The sequence below is a fragment of the Diaphorobacter sp. LR2014-1 genome (assembly GCF_002916785.1).
Lineage (GTDB): Bacteria > Pseudomonadota > Gammaproteobacteria > Burkholderiales > Burkholderiaceae_C > Diaphorobacter > Diaphorobacter nitroreducens.
Window position 1 is genome coordinate 13351 of sequence record NZ_MTBE01000027.1, and the last position, 14400, is coordinate 27750.

Genomic DNA, 14400 nt, shown 5'->3' on the forward strand with positions numbered 1-14400 from the left:
GATCAGGCGCTCGGGCTGTTTTGCAGTGCGGCCACGCGCTCCTCGATGGGCGGGTGCGAGCTGAACAGCTTGCCGATGTTGCCCGTGATGCCCATGGCCTGCAGGCTCGGGGGCATGGCGCCCGGGCGCATGCCGCCCAGACGGCGCAGCGCGTTGATCATGGGCTGCTTGCGCCCCATGAGCTGGGCGGCGCCGGCGTCGGCGCGGAACTCGCGCTGGCGCGAGAACCAGGCCACGATGATGGCAGCCAGGAAGCCCAGCACGATGTCCAGCACGATGGTGGTGATCATGTAGCCGATGCCGGGGCCCGAGCTGTTCTCGTCGTTCCTGCGCAGGAAGCTGTCCACCGCGTAGCCGATCACGCGCGACAGGAACACCACGAAGGTGTTCATCACGCCCTGGATCAGCGCCATGGTGACCATGTCGCCATTGGCCACGTGCGCGACCTCGTGGCCGATCACGGCCTCGACCTCCTCGCGCGTCATGCCCTGCAAGAGACCCGTGGAGACGGCGACCAGGGCCGAGTTCTTGAACGCGCCCGTGGCGAAGGCATTGGGCTCGCCCTCGTAGATGCCGACCTCGGGCATCTGGATGCCGGCCTTTTCGGAGAAGGCACGCACGGTCTCCACGATCCAGGCCTCCTCCCCGTTGCGCGGCGTGTTGATGATCGTGACGCCCATGCTCATCTTGGCGATCGGCTTGCTCATCAGGAGCGAGATGATGGCGCCGCCAAAACCCATGATGAAGGCAAAGCCCAACAGGGCACCCAGGTTCAGGCCGTTGGCCGTCAGGTAGCGGTTCACCCCCAGCAGGCTGGCAACGATGCCCAGCACCACCACGACGGCGACGTTGGTCAGCAAAAAGAGCGCAATGCGTTTCATCGATGGCTTCTCCGTGGAAAGCGACGGTAAGGCCGCGGACAGGTGCGGCGGGCAGAAAACAAGTTGGGGATGGAGCGCGGCGCTTCAAGCCGCGCGGGCAGCGAAGGGTGCGCCTGTTGTGGTTGCGTTATGCGACGCGCGCGCTGCGGAAAACGAGGGAGTCATCATAGAAGCAAAAGTTCTCGTTCTCGGGCCACCAGCCCGGCACCCCCAGAATCGGCAGGGGATTGAACGGCTTGGCCGCGAGCCATGGCGCGCTGAGGTCTCGCGCCAGCGCCTGGTCCACCATTGCTTCGTTTTTGATAGCTGCCTGCGCTTGATAGACGTGCGCTGTGATCGATTTTCGGGGTGAAACCAGTTTTTCCAGCAGGGCATGGCCCAGGACCAGCAGCCGCGCCTGCCGCCACAGCGGGCGCAGTTCCACGCACAGCCGGCGCCACTGGCGCGCGGCCAGGGCTTCGTACAGAGGTTGCGGCGCCAGCAGCACGGCGCCGTTCTCGTCGAACACCGTGACCGCGTCACGCAGCGGCCCGCGCACCGCGCCCACGCCCTGCGCAGCGATGGCGCGGGCCTGCAAGTCGTTGAGACGCCGCTTGGTAGCCGGGTAGTGCAGCCAGATCAGGCCGTTGAAGAAGTCATGCAGGTTGTCGCGCGTGGGCACGCGGCGCTGGCCATGGACGAACTGTTCATAGGCCTCGCCCACTGGGAGTGCCTGCTGCGGCGCAAAGCGAATACCCGGCGCCAGCCCTGCGCCGTCCATGGCAGCGTTGAGCGCGTCGGCCACGCAGGCGCCGGCCTGCACGCGCGCCGCCACCTGTGGCCCCAGCACCGCCAGCGGCGCAAGCCAGGGGCGTTGCCAGTCGATGGCCGCCAACGCCTGCGCGGCGGAGAGTTCGCTCACGTGCTGGCCGGCCCACCGGCGGGCGGGGCCGGAGCACGCGCCGCGCGCTTGTCGCGCACGGCCACGCGCGAGGTGCCCTCGTCGCGGAACTCGAAGGCCTGCGTGGCCGCCAGCAGCTTGGACAGCGAGGCATAGCCGTAGTTGCGGGCATCGAACGAGGTCTTGTTGCCAATCTGTGTGCCCACCGCGCCCACGCGGGCCCAGCCGGTTTCGTCCGCGCACGCCTGCACGGCATCACGCAGCAGGTTCATGAGGCGCGTGTCCTGGCGCAGTTGGGCCGTGGGCACGCGCAGCGTTGCGGGGCACAGCGGCACGCCGGGGGCGGGCACATCCTCGGTCTTGGCGGGGGCGGGGGCGGGGGCGGGGGCGGGGGCGGGTTGCGCGGGCGCGGCCGTGGCCTCGGGCTGCGCCGGCAGGGGTGCGCCCTCGGCGTCTTCCTCGCTGACCAGCGACTCCAGGTACAGGAAACGCGAGCAGGCGTTCACGAAAGGCTTGGGCGTCTGCGCGGCGCCAAAGCCGTACACCGCCGAGCCCTTGGCCCGCAGGTGCATGACCAAGGGGGTGAAGTCAGCGTCGGACGACACGAGGCCGAACGCGTCGGGCCGCTCTGAATAGAGCAGTTCCATCGCGTCCACCGTCATCGCCATGTCGGTGGCGTTCTTGCGCTTGGAGTAGTCGAACTGCTGGATCGGTCGGATGGCGAACTCCAGCAGCCGCTGCTGCCAGCCGCCCAGGCCGGACTTGGTCCAGTTGCCGTAGGCGCGGCGCACGTTGATCTCGCCCAGCGTGGACAGTTCGGTGAGGATCTCGTCGATCTTGTCGGCCGGCGCGTTGTCGGCGTCGATCAGCAGCGCAATGCGCAATTGGCGTTCCGCCATGGGTGACCTCCCCCTGTGTGGGTTGTGACGCTTTTTATGCCACCAGGCGCCAGGGCAGCGCCTCGCCCGCGCGCAGCGGCTTGAGCGCGGCTTCGCCGAAGGCGAAGCTGTCGGGCGGCGTCCAGCTCTCGCGGCGCAGCGTGACCGTGCCCGTGTTGCGCGGCAGACCGTAGAACGCCGGTCCGTGGACGCTGGCAAAGCCTTCCAACTTGTCCAGCGCGCCCGCGTTGTCGAAGGCCTCGGCGTACATCTCGATGGCGGCGTGCGCGGTATAGCAGCCCGCGCAGCCGGTGGCATGCTCCTTCAGGTGCGCGGGGTGCGGCGCGCTGTCGGTGCCCAGGAAGAACTTGTCGCTGCCGCTGGTGGCCGCTTGCACCAGCGCCTGGCGGTGCACCTCGCGCTTGAGCACGGGCAGGCAGTAGTAGTGCGGGCGGATGCCGCCGGTGAAGATGGCGTTGCGGTTGTACAGCAGGTGGTGCGCGGTGATGGTGGCGGCCGTGAAGCGGCCACCCTCCTGCACGTACTGCGCCGCCTCTTTCGTGGTGATGTGCTCGAAGACGATCTTCAGTTCGGGGAAGTCGCGGCGCAGCGGAATGAGTTGCTGCTCGATGAACACCGCCTCGCGGTCGAACAGGTCGATGTCGCTGCTGGTCACCTCGCCATGCACCAGCAGCAGCAGACCGGCCTTCTGCATGGCCTCCAGCGTCTTGTAGGTCTTGCGCAGATCGGTCACGCCTGCGTCGCTGTTGGTGGTGGCGCCTGCGGGGTAGAGCTTGGCGGCGACCACGCCCGCATCCCTGGCGCGCGCGATCTCGTCGGGCGGCAGGTTGTCGGTGAGGTAGAGCGTCATCAACGGCTCGAAGGCCACCCCCTCCGGAACGGCGGCGAGGATGCGCTGCTTGTACTCAGCGGCCTGCTGCGCCGTGGTCACCGGCGGTCGCAGGTTGGGCATGATGATGGCGCGGCCGAACTGCGCGGCCGTGTGCGGCACCACGGTGCGCAGCGGCTCCCCGTCGCGCACGTGCAGGTGCCAGTCGTCGGGGCGGGTGATCGTGAGGGTGTCGGTGGTGGCGGTCATGGACCGCATTGTCCCATCCACTACGTGCGCAACACGCGCAAAAAAGAGCCCCGGCGCCGTAGCGGGCCGGGGCAAACCCCGTAGTAGGGGCGAGGGGTAAGCAAAAGAGAGCCGTAAAAGAGCGGAAGGAACCGGTGCTCAGCAGCCCGCCGGGCGGTTGGGCCGCATGGGGATCACGCCTGATACCGTCACCCGGGCGCCCGACCCGTCGGTGGCCGTCAGCGTCTTGTTGAACAGGCGGATGCGATCGGTGTCGCGCACCACGGCCACGTCGCTCCAGCCGTCGTCGGCGCGGAACTCGCGGTCCATGAAGGTGAAGAAGGCCTCGTACACCGACGTGGCATCGGGCTGGTAGCGGATGTCGCCAAACGCCTGGCCGCTGCCGCCCACGCGGTTGGCACCATCGAAGCGGAAGGTGCACACCTCGGGATAGGAGCCGATGGGGTTCTTCTTGTCCACATCGGTGAGGTTGATGTTGCCGTCGCCATACACCCCGTTGAGGCCGTCCACGGTAGAGCCGGTGACGGTCAGCACGCCCAGTTGGTCGCTGGGCGTGGGATCGTCGTCATTGCCTCCGCCGCAGGCGCTGAGAAGAAGGGCAGTGGCGGCCACCGCCGCGGCGCAGGAGGTTCTGACAAAGGTATTCATGGCGCTGTGTGCTGTTGGGGGTTGAACACCGCCAGCAACGCGTGCTGGCAACATGGGTTCGATCCTAGAAAGCGCGCCCGGGGGCGGCGTATGAGCCACGCACGCCGCCCCCTGTAGGAAAAGCCCCCGCGGCCCGGTCAGCGCGCCAACACCGGTGCCAGCGCCTTGCCGGTGTGCGTGCCCTGGCGCACCACGTCCTCGGGCGTGGCTGCCGCCACGATGCGCCCGCCGTCCTTGCCGCCTTCGGGGCCCAGGTCAATGATCCAGTCGGCCTCGGCAATCACGTCCAGATCGTGCTCGATCACGACCACGCTGTGGCCGCCGTTCACCAGGCGGTGCAGCACCTGGATGAGCTTGTGCACGTCGGCCATGTGCAGGCCCACGGTGGGCTCATCCAGCACGTAGAGCGTGTGCGGGCTTTTCTGCCCGCGCCGGCCTACGTCGTCGCGCACCTTGGTGAGCTCGGTCACCAGCTTGATGCGCTGTGCCTCGCCGCCGCTGAGCGTGGGGCTGGGCTGGCCCAGTGTGAGGTAGCCCAGGCCCACGTCCTTCAAGAGCTGCAGTGGGTGGGCAATGCCGGGCATGCTGGCGAAGAACTCCACGGCCTCGTCCACCTCCAGCTGCAGCACATCGCCGATGCTCTTGCCGCGCCAGGTGACGGCCAGCGTCTCGGGGTTGAAGCGCGCGCCGTGGCAGACCTCGCAGGGCACCTTCACATCGGGCAGGAAGCTCATCTCGATGGTGCGCACGCCCTGCCCTTCGCAGGCCGGGCAGCGCCCCTCGCCGGTGTTGAAGCTGAAGCGCCCGGGCGCATAGCCCCGCGCCTTGGCCTCCAGCGTCTCGGCGAACAACTTGCGGATGGTGTCCCAGAAGCCGATGTAGGTGGCGGGGCAACTGCGCGGCGTCTTGCCGATGGGCGTCTGGTCCACCTCCAGCACGCGGTCGATGGTCTCGAAGCCCGACAGGCCGGTGCAGCCAGCCAGCGGCGGCGCCTTGCCCGCATCCATGGCGTCGCGCCCGGCCTTGGTGGCGCGCTGGCCCACCCAGGCGGCCACGTTGGCCAGCAACACGTCGCGCGCCAGCGTGGACTTGCCCGAGCCGCTCACGCCCGTGACGGCCACCAGCCGCTGCAGCGGCACGCGTGCAGTGACCTGCTGCAGGTTGTGAAGGTGCGCGCCGTGCACGGTGAGCCAGCGCAGGGGTTCCGCATCGTTTTGGCCTCCAGCGCCCGCCGGATGGGCGCCATCAGCTACTTTTTCAATAGCATCCACCGGGCGCCGCGCCTGCAGCGGGTGGCGCATGGCATGCAGCAGGTAGCGGCCGGTCTGCGAGTCCGCAGCCGCCTGCACGTCGGCCACCGTGCCCTGGGCCACCAGGCGCCCGCCGCGCTTGCCCGCGCTGGGGCCGATGTCGATGATGTGGTCGGCGCGGCGGATGGTGTCCTCGTCGTGCTCCACCACCACCAGGGTGTTGCCCTTGTCGCCGAGCTTGTGCAGGGCGTTCAGCAGGATCTGGTTGTCGCGCGCGTGCAGGCCGATGGTCGGCTCGTCCAGCACATAGCACACGCCCTGCAGGTTGCTGCCCAGCTGCGCCGCCAGGCGGATGCGCTGCGCCTCGCCGCCGCTGAGCGTGGGCGCGCCGCGGTCCAGCGTGAGGTAGGACAGCCCGACCTCCTCCAGGAATTCCAGCCGGCTCTGGATCTCAGGCACCAGATCGCGCGCAATCTCCGCCTCGCGCCCCGACAGCTGCAGCCCGGCGATCCACTGCCGCACCTCGGCCACCGACAGACGCGCCACCTCGGTGATCGGCGTGCCGGCGAACCGCACGGCGCGCGCCACCGGGTTCAGGCGCGTGCCCTGGCAGGTGGGACAGGCGGCGTCGGCCACGTCCTCCACTTCGGGCTCGGAAAAGGTTTGCTCGCGGCCGCGGTTGTCCTCCGACTGCACGGAGTCGTCCAACACCTTGCGCTGCGCCGATGTGAGCTTGACGCCCGTGCCCACGCAGTCGGGGCACCAGCCATGCTTGCTGTTGTAGGAGAACAGGGAAGGCTGAAGCTCGGCATAGCTGGTGGCGCACACGGGGCAGGCGCGCTTGGTGGAAAACACCTGCAGCCGCCCGATGTGCGCCGTGGGCGCTCCGTCCTGCAGCGCCTGCTGCAGGCCGTCCAGGCCGCTCAGCACATGCACCACGCCCTTGCCCAGCTCCAGCGCCTTGGACAGTTGCGTGCGCAGCGTGTCTTCATGCTCCGGCGACACGTCCACGCTGGCCACGGGCAGCTCAATGGTGTGCTCCTTGAAGCGGTCGATGCGCGGAAAACCCGCGGTCGGCAGGAAGTGGCCGTCCACGCGCAGGTGGGTGTAGCCACGCGGGCGCGCCCAGTCGGCCAGTTCGGTATAGACGCCCTTGCGGTTCACGACCAGGGGCGCGAGCAGGCCGATGTGCTGGCCGCGGTAGTCGCGCAGCAGTTGCGCGGCGATGCTCTCGCTGGTCTGTGGCTGCACCGCCGCGCCGTCGTGCACGCAGTGCTGCACGCCCAGCTTCACATACAGCAGGCGCAGGAAATGCCACACCTCGGTGGTCGTGCCCACGGTGCTCTTGCGCCCGCCGCGCGACAGGCGCTGCTCGATGGCCACGGTGGGCGGTATGCCGTACACCGCGTCCACCTCGGGCCGCCCGGCCGGCTGCACGATGCTGCGGGCGTAGGCGTTCAGGCTCTCCAGGTAGCGGCGCTGGCCCTCGTTGAACAGGATGTCGAACGCCAGCGTGGACTTGCCCGAGCCGCTCACGCCCGTGATCACGTTGAACCGGCCGCGAGGAATGTCCAGCGTGAGGTGCCGCAGGTTGTGCTCACGCGCGTTCACGATCTCTATGGCGTTTTTGGCCTCTGGCGCTTTTCCATCCAGCGCGAGCAGCTTCTCTTTTCGTAGCACCGCCTGCTGCTCGTGCACCGAATGGCCGCCCTCGCCCAGCGCCAGTTCGTACTCGCGCAGCGCTTGCGCGGTGTGCGACGTGGGGTGCTGGCGCACCTCCTCGGGTGCGCCCTCGGCCACCACCTGGCCGCCGGCGTCGCCGCCTTCGGGCCCCAGGTCGATGAGCCAGTCGCTGGCGCGGATCACGTCCAGGTTGTGCTCGATGACGATGAGCGAGTGCCCCGCGTCCAGCAGCTTGCGCAGTGCGCGCATGAGCTTGGCGATGTCGTCGAAGTGCAGGCCGGTGGTGGGCTCGTCGAACAGGAACAGCGTGCCCTTGCGGGCCAGCGGCTGGCGCGACTTGGCCTGGCTCCGGGCCGCCTCGGCCAGGAAGCCCGCCAGCTTCAGGCGCTGCGCCTCGCCACCGCTCAGCGTGGGCACAGGCTGGCCCAGCTTCACGTACTCCAGCCCCACGTCCACGATGGGCTGCAGCGCGCGGATCACCTCGCGGTCTTTCGCAAACAGCTCTGCTGCCTCGTGCACGGTGAGGTCCAGCGCGTCCGCCACGTTGAGCAGCCTGCCACCGCGTTCGATGCGCACCTCCAGGATCTCGGGCCGGTAGCGCTTGCCGTCGCAGTCGGGGCAGCGCAGGTACACATCCGACAGGAACTGCATCTCCACATGCTCGAAACCCGAGCCGCCGCAGGTGGGGCAGCGCCCGTCGCCCGAATTGAAGCTGAACTTGGCCGCGGTGTAGCCGCGCTCCCGGGCCAGCGGCGCCACAGCGAACAGCTCGCGGATGGCATCCCACGCACCCACATAGCTCACGGGGTTGGAGCGCGCCGTCTTGCCAATGGGCGACTGGTCCACGAACACCACGTCGCTCAAGTGGTCGGCGCCCAGCAGGCGCTCATGCGCGCCGGGCGTCTCCGTGGCCTTGCCGAAGTGGCGCATGAGCGCGGGCGCCAGCACGTCCTGGATCAGCGTGGACTTGCCCGAGCCCGACACGCCGGTGATGGTGACCAGGCGCTGCAGCGGGAACTCCACGTTCACATCGCGCAGGTTGTGCTCGCGCGCACCCTCCAGCACCAGGCGCGGCGTGGCATCCGTCACCAGGCGCTTGAGCCCGGTGCCGATCTGTTTGTGCCCGCCGAGGTACTGGCCGGTCAGCGTGGGCGCGCGGCGCAACTCGCCCACCGTGCCGTCGAACACGATCCGTCCGCCGCGCTCGCCGGGCCCGGGGCCGAAGTCGAGGACGCGGTCGGCCGCGAGCATCACCGCGGGGTCGTGCTCCACCACCACCAGCGTGTTGCCCGCGTCGCGCAGGCGCAGCATGGCCTCGGTGATGCGGTGCATGTCGCGCGGGTGCAGGCCGATGCTGGGCTCGTCCAGCACGAACAGCGTGTTCACCAGCGAGGTGCCCAACGCCGTGGTCAGGTTGATGCGCTGCACCTCGCCGCCCGACAGCGTGCGGCTTTGCCGGTCCAGCGTGAGGTAGCCGATGCCCACGTCGCACAGGTACTTGAGGCGCGTGGCGATCTCGTCATGCAGCAGCTGCAGTGCCTGGCGATCGCCAGCCTGAGAGTCGTTTTGGCCTGTAGCGCTTACCTGGAGAGCGCCACCAGCTATTGAAACAGGAGCATTCTGCACACCCGCCATGCGCGCGAAGAAGCGCCGCAGGCGGTCGATGGGCAGCAACATCAGGTCGTGCAGGCACAGGCCGGGCAGCGCCTCCAGCTGCGCGCGCGTCCAGGCCACGCCCTGCGGCAGGAAGCGCTGCGCGGGGTCGAGCACGGCATCGGCATCCTCCTTGCTGCCCAGCCGCCACAGCAGGCTCTCGGTCTTCAGGCGCGCGCCGGCGCACACCGGGCATGGCGTGTAGCTGCGGTACTTGGACAGCAGCACGCGGATGTGCATCTTGTAGGCCTTGCTCTCCAGGTACTCGAAGAAGCGGCGGATGCCGTACCACTGTTTGTTCCAGTTGCCGTTCTTGAAGCCGGGTGTGCCTTCGATCACCCAGTGCTTTTGCTCCGCGGTGAGCTTGTACCAGGGCGTGTCGCGCGGGATACCGGCGGCCTCGGCGTGGCGCATGAGGTCGTCCTGCGCTTCTTTCCAGGCGGGGGTCTGGATGGTCTTGATCGCACCGGCGCGCAGCGTGAGCTTGTCGTTGGGAATGACCAGGCCGTAGTCCACGCCGATCACGCGGCCGAAGCCCCGGCAGGTGTCGCAGGCGCCCACGGCGGAGTTGAACGAGAACATGGACGCGATGGGCTCGGCGTAGCGCAGGTCGCTCTCGGGGCAATGCAGGCCGGTGGAGAAGCGCCACAGGTCTGCTTCGCCATCGTCCCGCAGGCGATAGACATTGAGCCGCCCCCCGCCGCGCTTGAGCGCGACCTCGATCGCCTCGACCGCGCGCGCGCGCTCCACGTTGCCCATGCGAAAGCGGTCGGCCACCACGTCCAGCAGCTTGCGCGGGCCGGTGGGCGTGGCCACCTCGCGCTCGGCCTGCACCTTGGTGAAGCCACTGGCCGACAGCCATTGCTCCAGCTGTTCCGCGGTGGTGCCCGCGGGCAGTTCCACGGGAAAAGTGAGCACGATGCGCGGGTCGCCCTCGGCGGCGCAGCGCCGCTGCAACTCGGCATGGATGGTGTCCGGCGAATCGTGGCGCACGGGCAGCGCCGTCTCGCGGTCGAAGAGTTGGCCAGCGCGCGCGAACAGCAGCTTGAGGTGGTCGTTCAGCTCGGTCATCGTGCCCACGGTGGAGCGCGACGAGCGCACGGGGTTGGTCTGGTCGATGGCGATGGCCGGGGGCACGCCCTCCACCTTGTCCACGGCGGGCTTGTCCATGCGGTCCAGGAACTGGCGCGCGTAGGCGCTGAAGGTCTCCACATAGCGGCGCTGGCCCTCGGCATACAGCGTGTCGAACACCAGGCTGGACTTGCCGGAGCCGCTGGGGCCGGTGACCACGGTGAGCTCGCCCGTGCGGATGTCCAGGTCGATGTTCTTGAGGTTGTGCTGGCGCGCGCCGTGGATACGGATCAGTCCCTGGGTCATGAGCGGGTCTTTCTGCAATGAGGCGGAACATTCTAGGGACGAGCCGGATTCCGCATCGACCGGGTGGACACCACACCACAGCCGGTCACGCAGGTGATGGCGCATCCGGCCCTATCCGTTAGACTGCGCCGCACCAACAACCAAAGAGAGGAGACGCCATGCAGCCATGGCATAAATGGGGGGCCGCCCTGGTCCTGGGCGCAACGCTGGGCGCAAGCCATGCACAGATCCTGGTGGGGCAAACGGCCGGGTTCTCCGGCCAGGTGGCCGCAGGGGTGCAGGAGACCACGCAGGGCGCCAAGCTGTTCCTGGACGCGGTCAATGGCAAGGGCGGCGTGCACGGGCAGAAGATCGAACTGATCTCGATGGACGACAAGTTCGACCCCAAGACCGCCGGCGAGAACGCGCGCACGCTGATCGAGGACAAGAACGTGCATGTCATGTTCCTCACGCGCGGCACGCCCCACACCGAATCCATGATCCCGCACCTGGACAAGCATGGCGTGGCCCTGGTGGGCCCGTCCACGGGCGCCATGGTGCTGCACCAGCCGGTGCGCAAGCACATCTTCAACGTGCGCGCCACCTACCAGCGCGAGGCCGAGAAGGCCATGACCCACCTGGCCTCGATGGGCATCACGCGCATCGCCGTGCTGTATGCGGACGACAGCTTCGGCGCCGATGGCGTGACGGGCGCGCAAAAAGGCCTGGCCCAGGCCAAGCTGCAGCCCGTGGTGCTGGAGAAGTTCAATCGCGCCAAGCCGGACTTCACCCCGCTGGTGGCCAAGATCTCCCAGGCGCAGGCCCAGGCCGTCCTGATGGTCGCCTCGGGCACGTCGGTGGTGGATGGCTACAACGCGCTGCGCCAGGCGGGCTCCACGGCACAGGTGGTCACGCTGTCCAACAATGCCTCGGGCGGCTTCATCAAGAGCCTGGGCGAAAATGCCCGCGGCGTGATCGTCACGCAGGTCTACCCGAACGAGCGCAGCCTGACCTTCCCGCTGGTCAAGGAAGCCATCGACCTGGCCAAGGCCAAGGGAATGACCGAGGTCAGCCCGGCCATGCTTGAAGGTTTTGCCGCCGCCAAGGTGCTGGTCGAAGGCCTGCGCCGCGCCGGCCCGAAGCCGTCGCGCGAGAAGATTCAGACGGCCCTGGAATCCATCCAGAAGTTCGATCTGGGCGGGCTGGACATCTCCTACGGCCCCGATGATCACACGGGTCTGGACTTCGCAGATCTTTCCATCATCGGCACGGACGGCAAGTTCCGCCGCTGAAGCCCTTTTCGTGAGGTCAGACGCCGCCCGGGTGATTGCGCGGCGTCTGCGGCACGTCATTCCAGCGTAGGCTGCCGCCGATACACTCGCCCCTGCTCGCACTCGCGCGCAAATACACAGGGAAGAGACACCTCATGAAGACACATTGGAAGACGTGGGGCGCAGCGTGCGCCCTGGCGGTGGTCAGTGCGGCCTCATCATTGGCCCACGCGCAGTTGCTCGTGGGTCAGACCGTCGGCATCACCGGGTCCGCGGCGGCAACCGTCAAGGAATCGATGCTGGGCGCGTCGCTGTACCTGGACCACGTCAACGCCCGCGGCGGCGTGAACGGGCAGAAGATCGAACTCGTCGCGCTCGACGACAAGTTCGACCCCAAGCTGACGCAGGACAACGCCCGCACGCTCATCGAGGACAAGGGTGTGCTGGCACTGTTCATGACGCGCGGCACGCCCCACACCCAGGGCATCGTTGCGCTGCTGGACAAGTACGGCGTGCCGCTGGTGGGGCCCTCCACGGGCGCCATGGCGCTGCACCAGCCCGTTTCCCGCAATATCTTCAACGTCCGCGCGCCCTACCAGCGCGAGGTGGAGAAAGCCATCGCCCACCTTGCGCTGCTGGGAGTTCAGCGCATCGGCATCGTGCATGTGGACGACGCCTTCGGCCAGGACGGCCTGGCCGGTGCGCAAAAGGGCCTGCAGAACAACAAGCTGCCCGCCTTGTTCGTGGAGAAGTTCGACCGGGCGAAGCCAGATTTCTCAGCCATCGCCCCGCGCGTGCGTGCGCAGGATCCCCAGGCCGTCATCTTCATCGGCACCGGCGCGGCGGTCGTGGACGGCATCAAGGCACTGCGCGCGGCCGGCGTGGGCGGGCAGATCGTCACGCTGTCAAACAATGCGTCGGGGGGCTTCACCAAGGCGCTGGGCGACCAGGCCCGCGGCGTCATCGTCACGCAGGTCTTTCCGTCCGAGCGGTCGCTGAACTACCCGGTGATCAAAGAAGCCCTGGAATTGGCGAAGGCGCAAGGGCTGAAGGAACTCACTCCGGCCATGGTCGAGGGCTTCGTGAACGCCAAGGTGCTGGCCGAGGGCCTGCGCCGCGCCGGCCCCAAGCCGGACCGTGCACGGCTGCACGCGGCCCTGGAAAGCCTGAGCAAATTCGACCTAGGGGGCCTGGAGCTTTCCTACAGCGCAAAGGAACACTCGGGGCTGGACTTCGCCGACCTGTCCATCATCGGAGCGGACGGCCGATTCCAGCGCTGAGCGGGCCGTAACACCACGGCGGCGGAGTCCACCGCCCCATCCAAAACGCGGAGCCTGGCTCCGCGTTTTGGATGGGTGGGGCCGGTTCACTGCGCTGCGCTGGCGCCGGACGCGGGAGCAGCTGCGGACTCGGGCACATGCGTCGCTTCCACCCCATGCTTTTCACCGCTCATATCCACCTGGTCTCCTGCCTTCATGATCACGAACAGCATGATCACTGCGAACACCACGAAACCCACCACGATCTTCCACATGCTCATCTCCTGAAAATTGTTGTCGACGGAAAAGGGCGGCACCAATAAAAAAGCCTCACACCATCGTGTGAGGCCTGTCTGATCGCAAGCCCGACTCCATTGAATCAGGCTTGCATTGCAGGCAGCTTACGCTGCCGGTGCATCAGAAGTTGTGGCGAACGCCCAGCGCCAGCGAGCTGAAGTCCTGGCCAGCGGCGCCCGTCATGTAGGTAGCACCTGCCTTGTTGTCCACCTTCGTGTAGAAAGCGTACACCTTGGTGCGCTTGCTGAAGTTGTAGTTGTAGCCCAGGGTCCACTGCGTAGCGGAGCTGTCGGCAATGTCGCTCCACTTGCCAGCGCGGCCCACGTTCACGTGGAACTCGGAAGCACCCATCATGTAGGCGCCCGCCAGGCGGAAGTTGTTGCGGTTGCCTGCGCCCGTGGCGAGGAGCTGGTTGTCGTCCTTGTTACGCTGGTAGTAGCCACCCACGACGAACTGGCCGAAGGTGTACAACGCGCGCAGGCCCAGCTGGCGATTGCTGTCCACTTGGCTGTAGCCGGCGCCCAGGTTCAGCGCGCCGATGTTGTAGTTGGCAGCCAGGTCATAGCCATTCTTTTGCGGAATGGCAGCGTTTTTCTCATGCAACGAGACGGAAGCGTCGACCGTCAGCCCACCGAAGCTGGGCGTGCGATAGCCGATCTTGTTGGTGGTGCTCAAGCCGCCGAACCACACGGGATCGTAGTACAGAGCGTCCGAAGACGTGCCCGTGTCATGGTTGTGCATGCTCACGTAGTCGGCCGTAGCGTAGTACGACTCGGGCGTGAAGTTGCCCAGGCGGATCATGCCGAAGCCGCCGGACAGGTTCACTTCGCTCTGGCGGGCGAAGGTCATGCCGGTGGTGGGGTGGGTCCAGCCCGAGCCCGTGCCGGTATCGGAGTTGAAGCCGCTTTCCAGCTGGAAGCCGGCCTTCAGGCCGCCGCCCAGGTCCTCAGTGCCCTTGAAGCCGAAGCGCGAGGAGTTGTTCTGCATGACGGTGTTGCTGGTACCGCCGACCTTCTGGCGTTCCACCGACGTGTTCACGCGGCCGTACAGGGTCACGCTGCTTTGCGCGAAAACAGCGGAAGTACCCAGCAGAGCCAGGGTAGCGAGCAGCAAACGACTTGGTTTTTGCATTTGAGTTCCTTGAATGCTTGTGTCCATCAGTTGTGGTAGGCACAGCTCGCCGCCCGCAGGGAGCCGATTAGCACAATGTGCAGCTACGGCGCAAATTCTAGGTGTAACCATCTG

10 protein-coding genes are annotated in these 14400 nt (G+C 67.5%); 2 read left to right on the plus strand and 8 right to left on the minus strand.

From position 1 onward, the window contains the following. Positions 1 to 2 precede the first annotated feature (2 nt). From htpX to uvrA, 6 genes are all read right to left on the minus strand, one after another. Positions 3 to 881: a protease HtpX gene (htpX, locus tag BV908_RS16260; RefSeq protein ID WP_103738654.1), complete on the minus strand. Its 879-nt coding sequence runs from the start codon at positions 879 to 881 to the stop codon at positions 3 to 5. A gap of 127 nt (positions 882 to 1008) precedes the next feature. Then, positions 1009 to 1782, minus strand: a complete 774-nt coding sequence (locus tag BV908_RS16265; RefSeq protein ID WP_103738655.1) for a DUF3025 domain-containing protein — start codon at positions 1780 to 1782, stop codon at positions 1009 to 1011. After that, a complete protein-coding gene (locus BV908_RS16270) occupies positions 1779 to 2660 on the minus strand; it encodes an NYN domain-containing protein (protein WP_103738656.1) in 882 nt (293 codons plus the stop codon). Before BV908_RS16270 ends, BV908_RS16265 begins: the two co-directional genes overlap by 4 nt. Before the next feature lie 34 nt (positions 2661 to 2694). Then, positions 2695 to 3738 (minus strand): dihydroorotase, encoded by a 1044-nt coding sequence (pyrC, locus tag BV908_RS16275; protein WP_103738657.1) that lies wholly within the window; start codon positions 3736 to 3738, stop codon positions 2695 to 2697. A gap of 138 nt (positions 3739 to 3876) precedes the next feature. Then, a complete protein-coding gene (locus tag BV908_RS16280; RefSeq protein ID WP_103738658.1) occupies positions 3877 to 4386 on the minus strand; it encodes a hypothetical protein in 510 nt (169 codons plus the stop codon). Positions 4387 to 4523: 137 nt separating this feature from the next. Continuing rightward, positions 4524 to 10349: an excinuclease ABC subunit UvrA gene (gene uvrA, locus BV908_RS16285; protein ID WP_103738659.1), complete on the minus strand. Its 5826-nt coding sequence runs from the start codon at positions 10347 to 10349 to the stop codon at positions 4524 to 4526. Positions 10350 to 10507: 158 nt separating this feature from the next. Between uvrA and BV908_RS16290 the strand changes: the two genes are divergently transcribed. Further along, positions 10508 to 11620, plus strand: coding sequence for an ABC transporter substrate-binding protein (locus BV908_RS16290; RefSeq protein WP_088888310.1), 1113 nt, complete (start codon positions 10508 to 10510; stop codon positions 11618 to 11620). 134 nt (positions 11621 to 11754) lie between these two features. Further along, complete coding sequence (locus BV908_RS16295; RefSeq protein WP_103738660.1) at positions 11755 to 12879, plus strand: ABC transporter substrate-binding protein; 1125 nt, start codon at positions 11755 to 11757, stop codon at positions 12877 to 12879. 86 nt (positions 12880 to 12965) lie between these two features. Here BV908_RS16295 and BV908_RS22485 read toward each other — a convergent pair whose 3' ends face one another. Beyond that, a complete protein-coding gene (locus tag BV908_RS22485; RefSeq protein ID WP_172734575.1) occupies positions 12966 to 13133 on the minus strand; it encodes a hypothetical protein in 168 nt (55 codons plus the stop codon). A gap of 142 nt (positions 13134 to 13275) precedes the next feature. Further along, complete coding sequence (locus tag BV908_RS16305; RefSeq protein WP_047350703.1) at positions 13276 to 14286, minus strand: porin; 1011 nt, start codon at positions 14284 to 14286, stop codon at positions 13276 to 13278. Positions 14287 to 14400 lie beyond the last annotated feature (114 nt).

Coding starts and splice junctions, on each gene's coding strand:
- htpX (WP_103738654.1), bottom strand. CDS start 881: ATGAAACGCATTGCGCTCTTTTTGCTGACCAACGTCGCCGTCGTGGTG.
- BV908_RS16270 (WP_103738656.1), bottom strand. CDS start 2,660: ATGGCGGAACGCCAATTGCGCATTGCGCTGCTGATCGACGCCGACAAC.
- pyrC (WP_103738657.1), bottom strand. CDS start 3,738: ATGACCGCCACCACCGACACCCTCACGATCACCCGCCCCGACGACTGG.
- BV908_RS16280 (WP_103738658.1), bottom strand. CDS start 4,386: ATGAATACCTTTGTCAGAACCTCCTGCGCCGCGGCGGTGGCCGCCACT.
- uvrA (WP_103738659.1), bottom strand. CDS start 10,349: ATGACCCAGGGACTGATCCGTATCCACGGCGCGCGCCAGCACAACCTC.
- BV908_RS16290 (WP_088888310.1), top strand. CDS start 10,508: ATGCAGCCATGGCATAAATGGGGGGCCGCCCTGGTCCTGGGCGCAACG.
- BV908_RS16295 (WP_103738660.1), top strand. CDS start 11,755: ATGAAGACACATTGGAAGACGTGGGGCGCAGCGTGCGCCCTGGCGGTG.
- BV908_RS22485 (WP_172734575.1), bottom strand. CDS start 13,133: ATGTGGAAGATCGTGGTGGGTTTCGTGGTGTTCGCAGTGATCATGCTG.
- BV908_RS16305 (WP_047350703.1), bottom strand. CDS start 14,286: ATGCAAAAACCAAGTCGTTTGCTGCTCGCTACCCTGGCTCTGCTGGGT.